Source organism: Pseudomonas sp. TE3911 (assembly GCF_054062775.1).
The window spans coordinates 3,220,589-3,239,034 of the sequence record NZ_JBSSFP010000001.1 but is presented as its reverse complement, the minus strand read 5'-3'; the positions used below and the strand labels follow the sequence as shown (position 1 = coordinate 3,239,034).

At 57.5% G+C, this 18,446-nt stretch carries 16 protein-coding genes; 9 read left to right on the top strand and 7 right to left on the bottom strand.

What is annotated here, in order from left to right:
• The first annotated feature begins 12 nt into the window (after nt 1–12).
• The 5 genes from ACVWXD_RS14505 (at nt 13) to ACVWXD_RS14485 (ending at nt 8,070) form a co-directional block, all read left to right on the top strand.
• Entirely contained in the window at nt 13–1,806 is a 1,794-nt protein-coding gene (locus ACVWXD_RS14505; protein ID WP_183702158.1) for a DUF1302 family protein, read from the top strand.
• Nucleotides 1,807–1,842: 36 nt separating this feature from the next.
• Nucleotides 1,843–3,216 carry a DUF1329 domain-containing protein gene (locus tag ACVWXD_RS14500; protein WP_183702154.1) on the top strand — a complete coding sequence of 458 codons (1,374 nt, stop codon included), beginning with the start codon at nt 1,843–1,845 and terminating at the stop codon, nt 3,214–3,216.
• A gap of 106 nt (nt 3,217–3,322) precedes the next feature.
• Nucleotides 3,323–4,384, top strand: coding sequence for a YCF48-related protein (locus tag ACVWXD_RS14495; RefSeq protein WP_457371137.1), 1,062 nt, complete (start codon nt 3,323–3,325; stop codon nt 4,382–4,384).
• A gap of 74 nt (nt 4,385–4,458) precedes the next feature.
• On the top strand, nt 4,459–6,945 hold the full coding sequence (locus tag ACVWXD_RS14490) for an MMPL family transporter (protein ID WP_183702151.1): 2,487 nt from the start codon (nt 4,459–4,461) through the stop codon (nt 6,943–6,945).
• Nucleotides 6,946–7,002: 57 nt separating this feature from the next.
• Nucleotides 7,003–8,070 carry a hypothetical protein gene (locus ACVWXD_RS14485; RefSeq protein ID WP_183702148.1) on the top strand — a complete coding sequence of 356 codons (1,068 nt, stop codon included), beginning with the start codon at nt 7,003–7,005 and terminating at the stop codon, nt 8,068–8,070.
• Nucleotides 8,071–8,168: 98 nt separating this feature from the next.
• Here ACVWXD_RS14485 and ACVWXD_RS14480 read toward each other — a convergent pair whose 3' ends face one another.
• From ACVWXD_RS14480 to ACVWXD_RS14450, 7 genes are all read right to left on the bottom strand, one after another.
• Complete coding sequence (locus ACVWXD_RS14480) at nt 8,169–9,014, bottom strand: oxidoreductase (protein ID WP_183702145.1); 846 nt, start codon at nt 9,012–9,014, stop codon at nt 8,169–8,171.
• 160 nt (nt 9,015–9,174) lie between these two features.
• Complete coding sequence (locus tag ACVWXD_RS14475) at nt 9,175–10,095, bottom strand: spirocyclase AveC family protein (protein WP_457371136.1); 921 nt, start codon at nt 10,093–10,095, stop codon at nt 9,175–9,177.
• 104 nt (nt 10,096–10,199) lie between these two features.
• Nucleotides 10,200–10,976: an enoyl-CoA hydratase-related protein gene (locus tag ACVWXD_RS14470; protein WP_183702139.1), complete on the bottom strand. Its 777-nt coding sequence runs from the start codon at nt 10,974–10,976 to the stop codon at nt 10,200–10,202.
• 28 nt (nt 10,977–11,004) lie between these two features.
• Nucleotides 11,005–11,769 (bottom strand): glucose 1-dehydrogenase, encoded by a 765-nt coding sequence (locus ACVWXD_RS14465; RefSeq protein WP_183702137.1) that lies wholly within the window; start codon nt 11,767–11,769, stop codon nt 11,005–11,007.
• A 50-nt stretch (nt 11,770–11,819) separates the two neighbouring features.
• Nucleotides 11,820–13,100, bottom strand: coding sequence for a CoA transferase (locus ACVWXD_RS14460; protein ID WP_221214852.1), 1,281 nt, complete (start codon nt 13,098–13,100; stop codon nt 11,820–11,822).
• 2 nt (nt 13,101–13,102) lie between these two features.
• Nucleotides 13,103–13,582, bottom strand: a complete 480-nt coding sequence (locus ACVWXD_RS14455; protein ID WP_053136292.1) for a MaoC family dehydratase — start codon at nt 13,580–13,582, stop codon at nt 13,103–13,105.
• Between the two features lie 60 nt (nt 13,583–13,642).
• Nucleotides 13,643–14,815, bottom strand: a complete 1,173-nt coding sequence (locus tag ACVWXD_RS14450; protein WP_183702131.1) for an acyl-CoA dehydrogenase family protein — start codon at nt 14,813–14,815, stop codon at nt 13,643–13,645.
• A gap of 435 nt (nt 14,816–15,250) precedes the next feature.
• Here ACVWXD_RS14450 and ACVWXD_RS14445 point away from each other — a divergent pair, with 435 nt between their 5' ends.
• The 4 genes from ACVWXD_RS14445 (at nt 15,251) to ACVWXD_RS14430 (ending at nt 18,445) form a co-directional block, all read left to right on the top strand.
• Nucleotides 15,251–15,619, top strand: a complete 369-nt coding sequence (locus tag ACVWXD_RS14445; RefSeq protein ID WP_183702128.1) for a Zn-ribbon domain-containing OB-fold protein — start codon at nt 15,251–15,253, stop codon at nt 15,617–15,619.
• A gap of 67 nt (nt 15,620–15,686) precedes the next feature.
• A complete protein-coding gene (locus tag ACVWXD_RS14440) occupies nt 15,687–16,838 on the top strand; it encodes a thiolase (RefSeq protein ID WP_183702125.1) in 1,152 nt (383 codons plus the stop codon).
• Entirely contained in the window at nt 16,835–17,632 is a 798-nt protein-coding gene (locus ACVWXD_RS14435; RefSeq protein ID WP_183702122.1) for an enoyl-CoA hydratase/isomerase family protein, read from the top strand. Before ACVWXD_RS14440 ends, ACVWXD_RS14435 begins: the two co-directional genes overlap by 4 nt.
• Before the next feature lie 12 nt (nt 17,633–17,644).
• Complete coding sequence (locus ACVWXD_RS14430) at nt 17,645–18,445, top strand: enoyl-CoA hydratase-related protein (RefSeq protein ID WP_183702119.1); 801 nt, start codon at nt 17,645–17,647, stop codon at nt 18,443–18,445.
• Nucleotide 18,446: the final 1 nt, after the last annotated feature.

Here is an 18,446-nt window from a genome sequence, read left to right as displayed (position 1 = left end):
AGAACAATAATAATGAATCTTCGCTTCGCACAACCTCAGCATAGGCTTTACCGGCGTAATCTCCTGCAGGTGTCAGTGTTGGCATTGGCGGTGGCCGGTGTGATCAACGACGCCAACGCAATCAGTCTTGATTTTGGCAATCCGGACATTCAGAGCCGTCTGGACACCACGGTTCGCTACAACCTGGGTATCCGCGGCGAAGGCACGGATTCTCGGTTGAAGCTGGGGCCTAATGGCACGGCGGATGCCAACAACAACGCGGTTGCGTTGGGTAATAATCGCTTCAAGAAGGGTGATGTGATTCTGAATCGCCTCGACGTACTGTCCGAATTCGATTTGATCGTCAAGGGGAGCTACGGCCTGCGGGTCAGCGCGGCAGGCTGGTACGACTCAACCTACGGTGGTGGGGTGGATGACCCCACAACGAATAACTTTCTTTCCAATGGGTTTTTCAAAAACGGCAAGTATTCGGACTACACCCGAAACTACACAAGCGGGCCGTATGCTGAAGTGCTTGATGCTTTTGTGTTCAATACCTTTGACCTTGGTCAAACCACAACATCGGTAAAATTCGGCAGACACAACATCTATTGGGGGAACTCGCTCTTCCCGCAATCGAAGCAGTCGTCGATCGCCTATAGCCAAGCGGCGATGGACCTACAGAAGGCGGCACTCAGTCCTGGCCTGGAAGCCAAGGAGCTATTTCTGCCGCAGAATCAATTTACCGGTACTACGCAGCTCACGCCTGAGTTCTCGCTTGCCTGGCAGTACTCACTGGAATGGCGTCGTGATCGCTATCCAGAGGGCGGTACTTATTTTGAAGCCGCATCGCCGGCTTTCTATGGGGCTGACGGCCCGCTGATCGGCTCCACTCACAATAAACCGGGCAGCGGCGACCACGACTGGGGGATTATGGCCAAATGGCAACCCGATTTCCTCGATGGCGGCAACATGAGCCTGGTTTACCGCGAGTTCTACGAGAAGACCCCGAATCCGTTTGCGACCGCGCCTGACGGTACGTTGGATAGCTTTTACAACCCGAAAAAGAACCAGCTCTTTGGTTTTGCGATGGAGCAAAACATCGAAGGCGTTAACTTCGGGATGGAAGCAACCTATCGACGCAATGCGCAGTTATTTACGCCGGTAACGGGACGGCTTGCTCAAGTTGCCCCAGGAGTGATCGCTGGGTTCGACTCCCAAAATGCTCCCCGCGGAAACGTCTATGGCCTGGTACTGAACGCGGTAAAGCTATTGCCTGAAACCATGTTTTGGGACGCGGGTGAAGTGTCCGCCGAACTGGCGTTCCAGCATTTGGATAAGGTCACCTACAACCCGGAATTTGGCATCAGTGCAGGCGGCGTGTTCACCCCTCTGGGTGGCAATAATTACCCGCTGAAAGGGTCCGATTCGCCACTGTGTGCCAATCGTAGCGGCCGTCCGGGTTCAGGCGATGAAACCTACGGGTGTGTGACTCGCAACTCGACGGTATTCTCCACCAACTTCACGCCACGCTGGTTGCAAGTGTTCCCGGGCGTCGATATCAGCTCGCCGGTGTTTGCCAGCTATGGCCTTCAAGGCAACTCAGCCACCGGCGGTATGACCGGTGCGGAAGGGCAGATCACTTATTCGTTTGGCGTACAAGCGGATATTTACCAGACACACGTTGTAAAGCTGGCATGGAACGATTCCTGGTCGCCTAACCATACGACCCATCCAGCGACCGGAGGAGAAGGCATGACCGGTGCCGGGAGTTGGTCGCAGAACGATCATGGTTGGCTGTCGTTGAGCTTGAAAACTTCTTTCTGAGTTTTTTCAACAGTGCGGAACGGACGGGTGAAAAACATGAACTACAAGAAATACCTTCTTTCCATCGCAGTCTCCTATGCCATGGCGGCCCAAGGCTTCGGTGCTCCTAGTGCCGACGAGATCAAGCAGATCGGCACCACCTTGACTGAGTTTGGCGCGACCATCGCGGGTAACAGTGATGGCAGCATTCCTGCCTATGATCCTGCCAAGGCATTGACCACGCCACCGGCAGGGTACAAACCGATCAACGCTGCCGGTGGGTTCCCTTACATCGACCCCTATGCCAATGAAAAGCCGTTATTTTCCATCACCGGCAAAAACATGGCGCAGTATGCCGATAAAATCGATGATGGTAACAAGGCGCTGTTGTCTCGCTACCCAGATTATCGCATCGATGTTTACCCCACACATCGAAGTGCGCCACCGCTGCCCAAGTTTGCTCACGACAATACCATCAACAATATCGCCAAGCCTCACACTGAGGGCGATAACACTGGCCTGGCCGATGCGCATGCACAGATCGCATTTCCAATTCCAAAAACGGGTTATGAGGCCATGTGGAACTTCTCCACACGCTTTTTCCGGCCCTACGAAGTGGGCAATTTTGCGACCTACCTGATCGACAGTGCGGGTGAAAAAACGCTGGTGACCGACTCTAACGTGCATTACGAGCATCAGTACTGGGACGGTTCCAAAACCAGTTCTGAGTACAGTAACCGTTTGCTCAATACCAACAATGCGCCCGCGTCCAAGTCGGGCTCCAAAGATATGCGCTACTCGCCGCTACGACTGGATATCAAGGCTGACAGCGCCTGGTCCTATTCTCCAGGCCAGCGCCGGGTGCGACTCGCGCCGGAGTTCAAGTACGACACCGTTTCTGCGCAGTACGGGGGCCTGATTACCTTCGACGAGATTAGCGGTTTTGACGGAAAGATGGATCGTTTCGACTTCAAACTGCTTGGCAAGAAGGAGATGTACGTTCCTTACAACACCTACCGCACTGCTTCGGCAAAGGTGGATGAACTGGTCAAGAAAGGCTTTGCCAACCCCGACAAAGTCCGCTGGGAACTGCATCGGGTTTGGGTTGTGGAAGCAACGCTCAAAGCGGGTCAGCGTCACGTCAACTCCAAGAAGGTGTTTTACCTCGACGAAGACAGCTGGAACACGACGATGTACAACGCCTATGACGCTGCAGGTAAGTTGTATCGCTCGCAGAACTTTTTGCCGTTTGTCGCTTATGAGGGCACACCGATGATGCGAAGTGAAGGGGTGTTGATGTACGACCATACCAAAGGCTCCTACGGTTTGGCATCGATTCCTTTTGACACCCGCACGGGTTGGTACACATCGGAACCTTTCTCCCCCAACTTACTGTCGCCTGCCGCTATGGCCGGGGCCGGTATTCGCTGAGGATATTCTGGGCGAGCGGCGATAACCTGCTGCGCCCGGATCCAGCCATTAACACAGGGCGGGGTGGTGATTGCTACCCCCTGTTTTGACCGTTTTGGAGGTGCTCTTGACGGGTTACCGCAAACTGCTCTTCGGAGTGTTGTCGTTAGGGTTGCTGCCTTATGCCGCGCTGCACGCACAACCCTATGAAGATCCATTGAATGCGCCCGCGCAGATCAATCGGCTCGCGAGTACATCGCAATTGACGGCGGTGACGCTGGCCGGCCAGCGCCTGGTGGCAGTCGGCGCAAGAGGCATGGTGTTGTTATCCGACGATCAAGGCAAAAGCTGGCAACAAGCCAAGGTGCCGGCGAGTTCTGATCTGGTCTCCGTGCAGTTTGTCACTGACCAGCAGGGCTGGGCGGTGGGCCACGATGGCATCGTCTTGCACAGCGGGGATGGTGCAAGCACCTGGGAGAAACAGCTCGACGGCAACAGCCTGCAGAAACTGTTGGTCGACCATTTTGAAACCCTGTCCAGCCAGGGCGATGAAAAAGCCGCCCAGTACCTGGACTTGATCAAGCTGAACTTTGCCAACGGACCTGAACAGCCGATGCTGGGCGTCTGGTTCAGTGATCCGTTAAACGGGTTCGCCGTTGGCGCATTCGGCACTATCGTGGGGACCCATGACGGCGGTAAAACCTGGGAATCCTGGGTGGAGAAGGTCGATAACCCCGAGATGTTCCATTACAACTCGATTACCGGGATAAATGGGCGCCTTTATATCGCCAGCGAGCAAGGCGCGGTCTTTGTGCTCGATACTGACCAGCAACGCTTCATCAAGCTTTCCACAGGCTACCCCGGCAGCTTTTTCGGGGTGCTGGGTAACGAGCACTATCTGATGGCCTACGGATTGCGCGGCAACGCTTACAAGTCCAGCGACCAGGGCAGCACATGGGCACGCGTGGAAACCGCTGGCAGTGCAGGGCTAGTCGACGGTGCTATCGATGAGAAGGGGCGCATTCTGCTGGCCAGTCAAGCCGGTGCGGTCCTTGTCAGCACCGATCAGGGCAAGAGCTTTGCCCCATTGCCAGACGTTCACCCTGCATTATTTGCCGGGCTGGCGCTGCTCAAAGGGCAGGTCGCCATCGTTGGCTTGTCAGGTGTGCAAGTGGTCAGTAACCGGTGAAAGCCGGGGATTGATCAGGGCGGCTATCGTGCTATGGCCAGTCTTACTGAACAATAATAATCGAGAAGACATTTATGGCTATTCCTGCCGGCAATCAGGGTGACATGCAAGTCATCCGCGATCCCAAGGATTTTGATCGAAACAGCGGCATCTGGTTCGAACGGTTTATCTTCAACCATCGTCTGCCGATCCTCCTGATTTGTCTGCTGGCGACTGTGTTCTGGGCTTGGCAGGCTTCGAAACTGCCGGTCAATGCCAGTTTCGAAAAAATGATCCCCCAGTCCCATCCCTATATTCAGAACTACTTTCAGAACAAGGATGCGCTGCGCGGGATGGGTAACTCCGTACGCGTGGTGGTGGAGAATACCCAAGGCAACATCTTTGACAAAGACTTCCTTGAGACCTTGCAAAAAGCCAGCGATACCTTGTTCCTGATGCCTGGTGTCGATCGGTCGGCATTGCGCAGCCTATGGACATCGAGTTTGCGCTGGACCGAGGTGACGGAGGAGGGCTATCGCGGTGGGCCGGTCATGCCGGATCCTTTCGATGGGTCCGCCGCGGCGATGGCTGCCTTGCGTGGCAACATTCTGCAGTCGGGGATCGTCGGCAACTACGTCGCGTCCGATTTCCGTTCGAGCCTGATCATCGTGCCGTTGATGGACAAGAATCAGGACACCAATCTGCCCCTGGACTACAACGACTTTTCTCATCAATTGGAAAGCAAAGTCCGGGTTCTGGAAACCGACAAGATAAAAATTCACATCGTTGGTTTTGCCAAACTGGTGGGAGATCTTATCGATGGGTTATGGCAGGTCAGCGAGTTTTTTGCCTTTGCCGCCGCTATCGCTGCGCTGTTTGTCTTCCTCTACACGCGCTGCATTCGCAGCACCTTATTGTTGGTGTTTTACGCCACGCTGGGCGTGTGTTGGCTGCTTGGTATTCTCAGTGTCATCGGCTATGTGCTGGATCCGTATCTTATTCTGGTGCCCTTTCTGATCTTCGCCATCGGCTTGTCCCATGGCGCGCAGAAAATGAACGGGATCATGCAGGATATCGGGCGTGGTACGCATAAATATGTCGCCGCACGTTATACCTTTCGCCGTTTGTTCCGCGCCGGGTTGACCGCATTGCTGGCGAATGTGGTGGGCTTTGCTGTGTTGATCATCATCGACATTCCGGTGATCAAGGAGCTGGCTATCAGTATGTCGATTGGTGTCGGCATTCTGATCTTCACCATTCTGGTTCTGGTGCCGGTGTCGCTGTCTTATGTCGGGGTGAGCAAAAGCGCCGCCGAGCGCAGCATTCGACAGGAACGTGGAGAAGGAACCAGTCGATTTTGGGAGTTTTTCGCCAGTTTCACCCAACGTGGCCGGGCGATAAAAGCCGTATCGGTTGCGGTTTTTCTGGCTATCGGCGGTTTCGTGGTTGGTACCCAACTCAAGATCGGCGACCTGGACGCCGGCGCTCCGGAGCTGCGTCCTGACTCGCGCTACAACAAGGATGTGCGTTATTTGACCCAGCACTACGCGCTGTCCAGCGACATGTTCGTAATCATGATGAAAACTCCGGAAGGTGGCTGCCAGCAATACTCATCCCTGGTCGAGGCCGACCGCATGAGCAACATGCTGCGTCAGGTCCCCGGGGTGCAGATGACGATGTCAGCGGCTGACTCGGTACGCATGGTGTTTTCCGGTCAAAATGAGGGCAGCCCCAAATGGCTGAGCATTCCGCGCAATCCCAGCAACCTCAATGGCGCGATTGAGCAGGTTCAGGTGGATAAGCCCGAGTTGGTAGACCGGCGGTGTTCGGTCACCCCTATCGTGGCTTATCTTCAAGACCATAAGGCCGACACGCTGGAGCGTGTGGTCAAAGCGTCGGAAGCCTTCGCCAAACAACATGACACCGAAGATCGCCAATTCCAGTTGGCTGCAGGCAGCGCCGGGATCGAAGCGGTGACCAACATTGTGGTGGAACGCGCCAATGCCAAGATGTTGATCGCGCTGTATGCGACGGTGAGCTTGCTGTGTCTGATCGCCTTTCGTAACTGGAAAGCCGCCGTTATTGCCGTGGTACCGCTGTTCATCAGCACCCTCTTATGCGAGGCGTTGATGGTGGCGCTGGGGATTGGCATGAAAGTCGCGACCTTGCCCGCGATTACGCTGGGCGTCGGGATTGGCGTGGATTACGCGCTGTATCTGCTCAGTGTCCAGTTGCAACAACAGCGGGCCGGCCAAAGTCTGCTCGAAGCCTATCGCCATGCTTTGCAATTTACCGGACGTGTCGTGGCCTTAGTGGGCCTGACCCTCGCGGCGGGCGTGGTGACCTGGGTCTGGTCGCCGATCAAATTCCAGGCCGACATGGGCATCCTGCTGACCTTCCTGTTCCTGGGGAACATGGTCGGCGCATTGATTCTGATACCAGCGATGTCCTATTTCCTGTTGCGAGGCCCGGCGGACTTTCGGTCCGACGATGTCAGCGCATCATGCGCGGACGAGTTGGCCACGGGTGAGGCGAGTGAGTCAAAACCCATTTCCAAGGTGCCCAGCTCTACCGTTTATTGAGTTGCGACCTTCCTAGGCGAGCGTGCCGGTGTTTTTTGTTTCGATTGAGGTAGCAGCATGCGGCTTCCACTGACGATCGAAGGCATCACCGCACAATGGTTGAGCGAGGCGCTGGCCTTGAATTGGCCCGGGGTCGAGGTGCGAGAGGTCAGGGTCGTCGATGTCCTGCTCGGCACCTCGACCAAGATCCGGGTTGAATTGCGCTACAACGCGGTGGGTGAGCTGGCCGGGTTGCCACGGCGCATGATTGTTAAAGGTGGGTTCGAAGCACACAGCGCGTCCATGGGGTTCATGTATGCCAAGGAAACGCGCACCTACCGTGAGGTACTGCCTCGGGTCGCCATGAACACGCCCCGGTGTTTTTTCGCGCAGAGCGATGAGGACCCTGCGAGCCACCAGTCCATCATATTGATGGAGGACCTGAATCTGGCCGGCGTACGATTTTGCAATGCGCTGCTGCCACAACGTCCCGACCAGGTCAAAAGACGTCTGCAGGCGATGGCCCGCTATCATGCCCAATGGTGGGATCACTCGGATTTCCAGGCGGGCGCGCCCATGGCGTGGGTCGAACCACGCATGACCGGTGACACGCTGATGTACGCCGAGCGTTATCTGCAGCCCGAGGTCTGGCGTGGCTACATTGAATCGCCCCGTGGTGCCGCAGTGTCGACGCGCCTGCATGACCTGGAGTGGATGCGCCATGCCTTTGATGAGCTGGCACGACTGCACGAGGCTCATCCGCCGACCCTCAGTCACGGCGATACTCACCTGGGCAATCTGTACGAAGATCCTCTGGGGACGCCGGGTTTTCTCGATATGCAAATCAACCGGGCGCCGTGGTTTGCTGACGTGACTTACCACCTGATCTGCGCGTTGGACATCGTCGATCGCCGCGAATGGGAACTGCCTCTGCTTCAACACTACTTGAAATGCCTGACCGAGGAAGGGATAGACGTGCCGGCTTTTGAAGACGCGCTGGAGTGTTATCGCCGCGAAATTGCCTGGGGGTTGTTCGTGTTCCTGATAAATGAAACCCGCTTTCAAAGCGAGTCGGTCAATACCGCCTATGCGGCGCGTTTTGGCGATGCTGCACTGACTCATGGCACGTTGGAGTTGTTGCGCTGACGTGCCGCTGGCACTCATGAGGTAGTGATCATTACGGCGCAGTTCAGCGACTCAATCGTCCATGTCTTGAATCGCGTCGTAGTTCATGCCGGCGATGGTCAGTCAAAGGCGGTGGCGACAGAGATGCGTTCCCAGCTGTCGATCTCGGCGCTGACCTGGATTAGCTTTGCGCGGATCGCTGCGACTGCATTGGCGCCCAACACCAGCCGTAGCGGCGCCTTGGGTGCGTCAAGCATGTCCAGAATCGCCTGCATGCCTTTGACTGGGTCACCAGGCTCATGGCCGGCGTAGCCGGTGATGTGTTTGCGTGTCTGCCCGGCCGGTGTCGCGTCATAGGCCGCAATGGGGTTGGCCACAATCGCCAGCGAGCTGCTGGCGAAGTTGGTACGAAAGCCTCCCGGCTCGATCAGCGTGACCTGGATACCGAACGGCGCAAGCTCTCCCGCCAGCGACTCGCTCATGCCTTCAAGCGCGAATTTCGCCGAGCAATAGAGGCCGACGCCCGGCATGCCAATCATCCCCGCAAGCGAGGAGAAATTGATGATGTGCCCCTGTTTACGGGCGCGCATATGTGGCAGGACGGCTTGAATCAGACGCAGCGGACCGGTGAAGTTGGTGTCCATCACCTGTTGCAGCTCTTGATCCGTGGCTTCTTCGATGGCGCCGAACAAGCCATAGCCGGCGTTGTTGACCAGGATGTCGATATGCCCCAGCGCCGCGAGGGATTCAGCAATCACTGGAGCGATGCGCTCAGCGTCGGTGACATCGAGTTGGACACCATGGGCACGGCCTGGCGCCAAGGCTTCGAATTCGCTGATCTGCGAAGTGCGCCGCAGGGTTCCGACCACGCAATCGCCACGCGCCAGCGCGGCTTGAGCGAGTATTCGGCCGAAGCCACTGGAAACGCCAGTGATCAGCCAGTGAGTCGTTTGACGTGAAGCCATCGTGTTCTCCTTGTTGTTATTTTTGAGGAATCAGACATAAACACTATTGGGCCCTGGATAGCTGCAGTCGTATGAGCCTTTGCGCATGAGGATGAAAAAAGCCGCCAGTCGTGGAACAGGCGGCTGTCAATCATCCGATAAGGGACGAGGACTTATGCTCTTATTTTGGCTGCTCGTTGCTCAGCCAACTTGGCATGTCTGTGGGCCATGGGTCGGCATACAACGCGTGTACCCCCATGGCTGAGGTGTAGGTGAGGTTCAACAGGTTGCAAAAAGCGATATAGGCCAGTATGCGCAACAGGGTGCGTGTGCCTCGGGAAATACCCAATGTGTCAACGCCGCGTTCGATGGCGGTCCTGCCGTTGCTGTCGGCATGCAGCAGCAGGAACGCGCAGGCAATGAAGGTCGAAGGAAACAGCAGGAACTCGTAAACAGGAAACTGATAAAAGCGCCCGCCCCAGAATGACAGGCCTTGAAATGCGATCGGCCAGGCATCGAAGTGCAAGTAACGGGTCGCGACCACATCCAGAAGCCCCATCGACACCCAGACCCCAACGAATCCCGCCAGCGTCAGGCCGGCGTTACCAACCCCAGGCCAGCGCGCCTTGGCCTTTTTCATGAAGGACAAGCCAATCAGCGCGGTGCCGGTAAACGCATAAAAATAGGATGGGCCGTCAATCAGCAGCGGCTCGGCGATCCTCGATCCGTTGACTGATTGCCAGCCTGGAATGAACTCGCACCAGCAACCATAATTCAGCGCATAGGCGTTGTAAGTAAACATGGGGCGCAAGAAGTTCAGGAAGGGATCCAGCCAGTAGGCGGACAGCCAGCCAATCATCATCAAGCGGGTGCTGTCGATTTCCCTGCCCCGGCGCAGTCCATTGAAGAACCAGGGTAGAACGAAGGCCAGTGTCACCAGGTTAAGGGTCTCGTACACCGTCATCGCCATTCGGGAGTACTCGGGTATTGGGTCGCCGCCACGCAACGTCGGGCGAAAGTCAGCTGAGGTGATCCAGGCGCCATACACATACAGCTGGGTGGCCAGAAAAACCGCACCCAACGCCGCCCAAAACAGAACCACCCTGGAGCGCCTTGCCCCTTGGCTCGATAACGTTGCCATTCTTGTTATTCCTGATCGTACTCAAGGAGAAGGCAGCCCGCTGAAGCCAAGACTGCCGCCCGGGGCTATTTCACGTACTTGCGAAACTCCGGTTTGCGCTTCTCGCGAAACGCGTTGCCGCCTTCCTTGGACTCTTCTGTTTCGTAGTACATGGCCAACGCCTGCATGGCGAATGCACCAATCCCACGGATGTTTTCGTTGTCCATGTTGAACGAGCGCTTGGCCAAGGCGATGGCGGTCGGGCTCATCATCAGGATTTCGTCGCACCACTTCTTCACCTCCGCGTCGAGCTGGTCGAATGGCACGACGGCGTTGACCAGCCCCCAGTCCAGCGCTTGCTTGGCGGAATAACGGCGGCACAGGTACCAGATTTCTCGAGCGCGCTTGTCACCTGCCAGTCGGGCGAGCAGGGCGGTACCAAAGCCGGGGTCGACCGAGCCGACTTTAGGCCCGACTTGGCCCAGTTGCGCGCTGTCGGCTGCGATGGCCAGGTCACAGAGCGTGACCAGTACGTTACCGCCGCCGATGGCATAACCGTTGACGCGGGCAATGACCGGTTTCGGGATGTCGCGAATGATGCTTTGCAGCTCTTCGATGGGCAGGCCGACCACGCCGCGACCCGCATGGCGACCACCGGATTGATCACTGCCAGTACAGAACGCCTTGTCACCGGCGCCGGTCAACACGACCACGCCAATGTCTTTGCTGTAGCCAGCCTTGCTGAACGCCTGGATCAATTCCTCACAGGTGTTGGCGGTAAAGGCGTTGTACACCTGCGGACGGTTGATCGTGATGGTCGCGATGCCGTTGTCTTCGGTGTAGAGAATGTCTTTGAATTCCATGGGCAGTTCCTGAATGAAATGAGTGGGCTTAGCCGACCATCGTCAAGCCACCAGACACACTGATGACCTGGCCGGTGATAAACGCGGCATCGTCGCTGGACAGAAACAGCACCATGCCTGCCACGTCGTCGGGTTGCCCCATGCGACCGAACGGAACGGCCCTGACCAGGCCCGCTTTGATTTTTTCGCCTTTTTCGCCTTGGGCCAGGTTGTCCAGCAGCGCGGTTTCGGTCGGGCCTGGGCACACGACATTGACGGGAATCTGCTGGCGCGACATTTCACGGGCCATGGTTTTGCTGAACGCGATCAGGCCGCCTTTGCAGAACGAGTAGACCGCCTCCATCGAAGATCCGACCCGACCGGCGTCCGAGGAAATATTCACCACGCGCCCGGTACCGCGTGCGCTCATGCGCTTGAGTACGGCGTGGTGCATGTTCAGCGGACCGTAAAGGTTGATCGCAACGACCTTGTCCCAAAACGGTTTTTCGGTTTGCAGGAAAAACGCCCCAATGTCCCAACCGGCGTTATTGACCAGCACATCAATGGGCCCGAGCTCATCCTCAACCCTGGCAACGGCCGCGTTCACAGCGTCGTGATCGGTGATATCGACCTTGTAGCCGCGCGCGCGCACACCCGAGGCCTCAAGGCCGCTGGTCAGCTCTTGCATGGCGTCGCTATTGAGGTCGAACACGGCGACGGTCGAACCGGCTTCGGCGAAGCGGCGGCAGATGGCGGCGCCGATTCCGCCGGCACCGCCCGTGACCAATACGACCTTGTCTTTCAATCCTTTCATGCTCAATACCTTTTTCTAACAGTCGATTCGCGGACTGGCCCCAAGGGCATTTATTGTTTTGGAGACTCGGCCGCAGCCAAGGGCATGGGCTGGGCGGCCGTACTGCTCGCCGTAGCGGCTTTTTTCGTCTTGCTTTGCGACAGTCGGGTTGCCGTCTCAGCGCTGTAACCGACCTCGGCCAGAATTTCCAGGCTGTGCTCACCCAGATTCGGGGGGAGATAACGGACATTGCCGGGGGACGCCGAGAACTGAACAGGGATGGAGGTCATCACCAGTTCTCCCTCAGTGGGGTGCTCCACGTGTTGGAAGAACCCGGTCTCCTTGAGGTATTCGTCCTTCATCAAATCGTTCAGCTCGCGCACCTGGCCGTGAGGCACATCGGCTTCGGCGAAGATTTTTTCCCAGTCGGCAGAGCATTTGGTGGCAATGGCCTCACCGAGAATTCCGTAGAGTTCGTTGATATTGAGCATGCGTTCGCTCATGCGGCAGAAGCGCGGGTCTTCCAATAGCTCGGGCCTGCCGATGGCCTTGAGCACCCGTCGCCATTGCTCGTCGTTGACCGCCAGCAGGCAGATGTGCCCGTCCAGGGTGGCGTAGGGTTTGCGGTGGGTTGAAAACATCCGCGTGTAGCCCAGACCTTCACCGTTGGATGAGCCCAACGCACCTTCCCACAGGTGCTCGAACAGATTGAACTGCAGCATGGTTTCGAGCATGGGCACCAGCACCTGCTGACCTTCTCCGGTGCGCTCGCGGTGCAGCAATGCCATGCTGATTGAGGAGGCCAGGACATAACCGCAGAACTTGTCGACGATGACCGTCGGGAAGTAGCGAGGTTGGCCGTCGAGCCCCCGGTTGATCGCGGCCAAACCGCTTTCGCCCTGAATGACATCGTCGAATGCCGGCATGTCCTTGTACGGACCGTCGCCGCGATAACCCGGAGCGAAGGCGTAGATAATCTTCGGGTTTCGCTCGCGGATCTTTTCGTAGCAAATACCCAAGCGCTTGGCAGCACTGGGACGCATGCTGTGCACCACCACATCGGCGGTCTCTACCAGCTTGAGCAGTGCCTCCATGCACTCGGCCTGCTTGAGGTCGAGCACCACGCTGCGCTTGTTGCGGTTCATGATCAGGTAAAACACCGCCATGTCCGGGTTTTTGCCTGGGCCATTCTGCCGGTTCTGGTCTCCGGAGGGCGGTTCGATCTTGATAATGTCAGCGCCCATATCACCGAGGATCTGGGTCGCCACCGGGCCGAGGACGTTGATCGACAAATCAATGACCCGCAGACCAGCGAGGGGGCCGGTCGGTTTCTCCAATTCCTGCTGGGCCATGGTCAATTACCCTTATAGTCTTTGCCTTTGACCAGGCGCAGCGGGGTGTAGACCTGCACCAGCGTGCCATCTTGCTTGATGATCCGGTTACGCGTGCGTACCAGACCGAGCCCAGGGCGATTGGCGCTTTCGCGGCACTCGATGACCTCACATTCGACGTGAATGGTATCGCCGACGAACACCGGTGCCTTGATGTCCAGTTCCATGTTTAGGAAGGCAAAACCAACCCCTTGCATGGTGGCTTGAGTCAGCAGCCCCTCCGCGAAGGTAAAGACCAGTGCGCCGGGTGCAACGCGGCCTTTGATCGCAGATTGTTCCTTGAGAAACTCAATGTTGGTGAACAACACTTCGAGCATGCCTGTCACGGAAACGAAGTTGACGACATCGGTTTCGGTCACGGTGCGCCCAACGGTCTGGAATTTCCTCCCGACAGGCAGATCTTCCCAATGGATGCCCAGGCCTACGGTCTCAATCTGCTCCATGGTTTTGTCCTTTCTCGTTTTTGTTGGTGAGTGCGAGTGACAGGTCACCGCGCGCTGAAGTCATGAGGCGTCGCGCCGGGCCACTCGGCCCAATACGCTGTCGGCGATAATGTTTCGCTGGATCTGGTTGGTGCCCTCAATGATCTGGATCACCTTGGCGTCACGGAAATAGCGGTTGATCGGGTACTCATTGGAAATACCGGCGGCACCGAATAGCTGCACGGCATCGGTCGCGACTTTCATGGCGACGTCCGAGGCGAACATTTTTGCCATGGCCGCCATTGGCGCGAGAGCCCTCCCGCTGATACCGGCGTCAACCATTGAGGCGGTGCGGTACACCAATTGGCGGGCGGCTTCGGTCTGGGTCACCATGTCGGCAACCATCCAGCGAATGCCCTGGAAATCGCTGATTTTCTGTTTGAACGCCACCCGGTTCTGGATGTAGTCGATGGCGTGATCGGTGGCGCCCTGGGCCAGGCCCACAGCCCTCGCGGCAATCAACGGGCGGCTGGTATTCAGCGCTTCCATGGCGACTTTGAATCCTTCGCCGCCTTCGGGGCCGAGGCGGTTGTCATCGGTGATGAAGGCATCATCGAAAAACAGCGGGCAGGCCGGAATGCCGCGTGCCCCCATCTTGTGTTCGGGGGCGCCAATGGTCAGGCCTGGTGTTGTACGGTCGACAATGAACAGGTTGATCCCCAGCGCGGTGCCGTCTTCGGCCACGGTTTTGGCCGCCACGAGGATGAAATCCGCGATGTGCGAGTTGGTGCACCAGATTTTTGCACCATTGAGCACATAACCGCCTTCGGTTCTGCGCGCTGTGGTCTTGATTCCGGAAACGTCAGAACCACTCTGCGGCTCGGTCAATGACAGCGCGCCGCGTAAATCACCCGACGCCAGGCCCGGCAACAATCGCTGCTTCTGTTCTTCAGTCCCGCCGCCCAGGATCGCGCCGAACGGCGTCCACTGAACCACCAACAGATAGCCGGTGTTGTAGCAAACCCGACCCAGCTCTTCGACGGCGATACACGCAGACAACAAGCTGTTGGTGCCGCCGTATTCCTCGGGGAATGGCAGGGCAAACAATCCAAGCTCTTTGAGAAGGGCGAACATATCGTGAGGATATTCACCGGTGCGGTCGATAGCGTCGGCACGTGGGGCAACCTTGTCCCTCGCTACCCGGCGGACCAGATCCTGAATTTCACGCTGATCATCGGTCAGTTCGTACGTCACGGTTATGCTTACTCCCCAAACACACTGGTTACGGCGGCGGCTCGAACCTACCAACGGGGTCGGCCAATGCAACGCTGTCAGAAGCCGGCATCCATGTTTCTGAACGTCGTTCGTAAAAGTAAACGTCGTTCAGGTTTTGTGTCAAGCGCATTTAAGCTGAATGCAGGGGATGGACCCTCGCAGAGGGCTGAGAACCCTGTATATCCGAGATTTTCCGGGTGGCTGGCGCGTCTTGGAGGCTTTCAAAAAATCTGCAGGGGAGATATTTGAGGGGGGATCAGGCAAAAAATATGAAAATACCGTTCGGTATTATGTATGTCTTGTGAGTACGCAATAGATGCAGCATGCTTGACGTTGCAGAAGAACGGCGTTTACTATTCGGAATGACGTTCATAAAAACAACTTATTTTCTGCGAATATACGAAGGTAAAACCCATGGATGCCTTGCTCCCTGAGTCTGATTACCAGCGCCACCTCTGCGAGGGGCGATTCATGCTGCAGCGCAGTCGGCAGAGCGGTGCTTTCGTGTTCTACCCGCGTGTTGCCGAGCCGGGATCCGGGCGCACTGACCTTGAATGGGTCCCGGCCAGCGGCCGTGGCGTGGTGTATTCCACCACCGTCGTTCGTCAGCGCCCTCCGACACCTCATTACAACGTAGCCCTGATCGACCTCGCTGAAGGCGTGCGCATGATGAGCCGCGTCGAAGGGATCGCGCCTGAGGCCGTGCAGATCGGGCAAAACGTTCAAGCCCGTATCGTGCGTGACGCCAGTGATGTGGCGGTGCTGATTTTCGAACCGGTTTAACGGGCATCGCTTCAAAGAGCCAGTGTCTTTCTATTTACCTGCAGCCATAACAACAAGGCAGGACCCTATGGATTACAACTTGCGTGGGCGTACGGCAATTGTTGCCGCTGCCACTTACGGTATCGGTGAAGCGCCCGGCCTTTCTTCCATGGACCTTGCCGCCAGTGCGAGCGTCAAGGCACTGGCCCAGGTGGGATTAACCCCGGCTGACGTCGATGGACTGTTTGTGTGTGTGCCGGATGACATGTTGTCTGGACTGACCTTTGCCGAATACCTGGGTATTCACCCGACGTTTACCGACAACAACCGTACCGGCGGTTCTGCGTTCCAGATTTATGCTCATACGGCGGCGATGGCCCTGGCGACCGGGCAGATTGACGTAGCGTTAATCGCCTATGGCAGTAACCAGAAAAGCGCCTCCGGGAAACTGATCCAGTCCTCACGGCCCTCGCCGTGGGAAGCGCCTTACCGTCCGATGAATCCAGTCTCGTCTTATGCCATGGCAGCCGCTCGCCATATGCACCAGTACGGCACCACCCGCGAGCATTTGGCTGAGGTGGCGGTGGCGGCCCGTAAATGGGCGCAGCTCAACCCTGAGGCCTACATGCGTGATGATCTGAACATTGACGATGTGCTCGGTGCCCGGATGGTGTCCGACCCATTGAGCGTACGCGATTGCTGCCTGGTGACCGATGGTGCTGCCGCAGTGGTCATGGTCCGTGCCGATCGTGCACGTGATTTGGCCAGCAAACCGGCCTACCTGTTGGGCGCGGGTTCGGCCACCAGCCACCGCGAAATCGCTTCCATGGCCGACCTCACCGTGACGGCGGCGCGCGAGTCTGGACAGCGCGCCTACACCATGGCCGGCGTAGGGCCTGCTGATGTTGATGTGGTGATGTTGTACGACGCGTTCACCATCAACCCGATCCTGTTTCTCGAAGACCTGGGTTTTTGTCCGAAGGGCGAGGGCGGCAACTTTGTCGCCAATGGAGGCATAGCCCCCGGTGGCCATCTGGCAGTCAACACCAATGGCGGCGGTCTTTCCTGTGTGCACCCCGGGATGTACGGGCTGTTCACCATGGTCGAAGCCACGCAGCAGCTGATGGGGCTGTGCGATGCGAGACAAGTCCCGCAGGCGAAACTGGCGATTGCCCATGGTAACGGCGGTGTTCTGTCCAGCCAGGCGACCCTCATTCTTGGTACGGCGGACACACTATGAGCACTTCTGAGCACGTGGCTTCGGATGACATCGTTTACATCGAGCATCAAGGCGCGGTGGCTATCGTTACCCTCAACTACCCCAAGCGGCGCAACGCGTTCTCGTTGAGGATGCGCCAAGCCCTGCTTAAACGTCTGAATCAACTGATGCACCGCGATCCGTGCCGGGCCATTGTTCTAACAGGTGCCGCTGGTACTTTCTGCGCAGGTGGCGATATTTCCGAGATGCAGGCGCGCACCGTTCTGGAATACCGCGAACGTAACCAATTGCCTCTGGACATTTTCAAGCTAATGGTCGAAGGCCCCAAAGCCATAGTCGCTGCCGTCGAAGGCGTTGCCATGGGCGCTGGGGTGTCGCTGGCAGCGGCCAGCGACTATGTGGTCTGCGCATCCAATGCCCGCTTCGCCTGCGCATTCCTCAAGGTGGGGCTGATGCCGGATACGGGTTTGTTCTGGTCATTGAGCCAGCGTGTGGGCGCCGCAAAGGCTCGAGAATTAGTGCTGACCACCCAGGAATTCAATGGGAAAGAGGCTGCTCGCATCGGCTTTGCCAATCAACAGGTCGAGCCGGGGACGGCGTTGGCCGCCGCGCTGAAGGTTGCCCATGAGTATGCGCTGATGCCGCCGCTGGCCATTGCGCACCTGAAGACTGCATTAGCCAACGGTATCGATTCACTGGATGAAGCGATCGAAACCGAAGTCAATCTGCAACCGATTTTGCGTCGCAGCCAGGACCACGTCGAGGCGACCAAAGCCTTCATGGAAAAACGCCCCGCGGTTTTCGTCGGCAACTAAGGAGCAGCAGACATGAATGCCTTTAACCTGAAACATGCGGACGAGCGTATCCAGGTCACTCGCGACGGTGAAATCGCAATCCTGACCATTGCTAACCCGCAGCGACGCAATGCACTGGGGCGGCAGATGCGCTTGACCCTGCGCGACACCCTCCATCACCTATTGGTGGCCGACCAGGATTCGCGGGTCATCGTGCTGACGGGCGCCGACGGCCAGTTCAGTGCGGGTGCCGATATTTCCGAGATGGTCCAGCGCACCGTGTTGCAAAGCCGGGAAATACTCGATGAATCCTGCCAGGTCGTGCGCCACATGCTGGGCGGCCCGAAACCGGTGATTTGTGCGGTAGAGGGCATTGCGTTCGGCGCTGGCCTGTCGCTGGCCGTGGCAACCGACTACATCGTGGCGTCCTCTTCGGCGCGTTTCTGCGCGGCATTCCTGCGCATCGGGTTGATTCCCGACACTGGCATTCTTTGGACGCTGCCAAAAAAAATCGGTATGAGCAAAGCGCGCGAACTGCTGTCCCTGGCGCGCGAAATCGATGGCGTCGAAGCGGCGCGCATTGGCTTGGTCAATCAGCTGGTTGAGCCTGGGCAAGCCTTGGCGGCGGCCATGGCCTATGCCAAGGAGCTGGCCAAACAACCGCCTTTGGGCATGGCGCTGCTCAAGGCCGCACTGACCTTCGGTGCCGATGACATGGACGCCGCATTGCGTGCCGAAATCGACTTTCAGCCATTGCTGCGCCAATCCAAAGACCATCTGGAGGCCGCCAACGCCTTTATCGAGAAACGCGCGCCTGTCTTCACCGGCCAGTAGG

Coding starts and splice junctions, on each gene's coding strand:
- ACVWXD_RS14505 (WP_183702158.1), top strand. CDS start 13: ATGAATCTTCGCTTCGCACAACCTCAGCATAGGCTTTACCGGCGTAAT.
- ACVWXD_RS14500 (WP_183702154.1), top strand. CDS start 1,843: ATGAACTACAAGAAATACCTTCTTTCCATCGCAGTCTCCTATGCCATG.
- ACVWXD_RS14490 (WP_183702151.1), top strand. CDS start 4,459: ATGGCTATTCCTGCCGGCAATCAGGGTGACATGCAAGTCATCCGCGAT.
- ACVWXD_RS14485 (WP_183702148.1), top strand. CDS start 7,003: ATGCGGCTTCCACTGACGATCGAAGGCATCACCGCACAATGGTTGAGC.
- ACVWXD_RS14480 (WP_183702145.1), bottom strand. CDS start 9,014: ATGGCTTCACGTCAAACGACTCACTGGCTGATCACTGGCGTTTCCAGT.
- ACVWXD_RS14470 (WP_183702139.1), bottom strand. CDS start 10,976: ATGGAATTCAAAGACATTCTCTACACCGAAGACAACGGCATCGCGACC.
- ACVWXD_RS14465 (WP_183702137.1), bottom strand. CDS start 11,769: ATGAAAGGATTGAAAGACAAGGTCGTATTGGTCACGGGCGGTGCCGGC.
- ACVWXD_RS14460 (WP_221214852.1), bottom strand. CDS start 13,100: ATGGCCCAGCAGGAATTGGAGAAACCGACCGGCCCCCTCGCTGGTCTG.
- ACVWXD_RS14455 (WP_053136292.1), bottom strand. CDS start 13,582: ATGGAGCAGATTGAGACCGTAGGCCTGGGCATCCATTGGGAAGATCTG.
- ACVWXD_RS14445 (WP_183702128.1), top strand. CDS start 15,251: ATGGATGCCTTGCTCCCTGAGTCTGATTACCAGCGCCACCTCTGCGAG.
- ACVWXD_RS14440 (WP_183702125.1), top strand. CDS start 15,687: ATGGATTACAACTTGCGTGGGCGTACGGCAATTGTTGCCGCTGCCACT.
- ACVWXD_RS14435 (WP_183702122.1), top strand. CDS start 16,835: ATGAGCACTTCTGAGCACGTGGCTTCGGATGACATCGTTTACATCGAG.
- ACVWXD_RS14430 (WP_183702119.1), top strand. CDS start 17,645: ATGAATGCCTTTAACCTGAAACATGCGGACGAGCGTATCCAGGTCACT.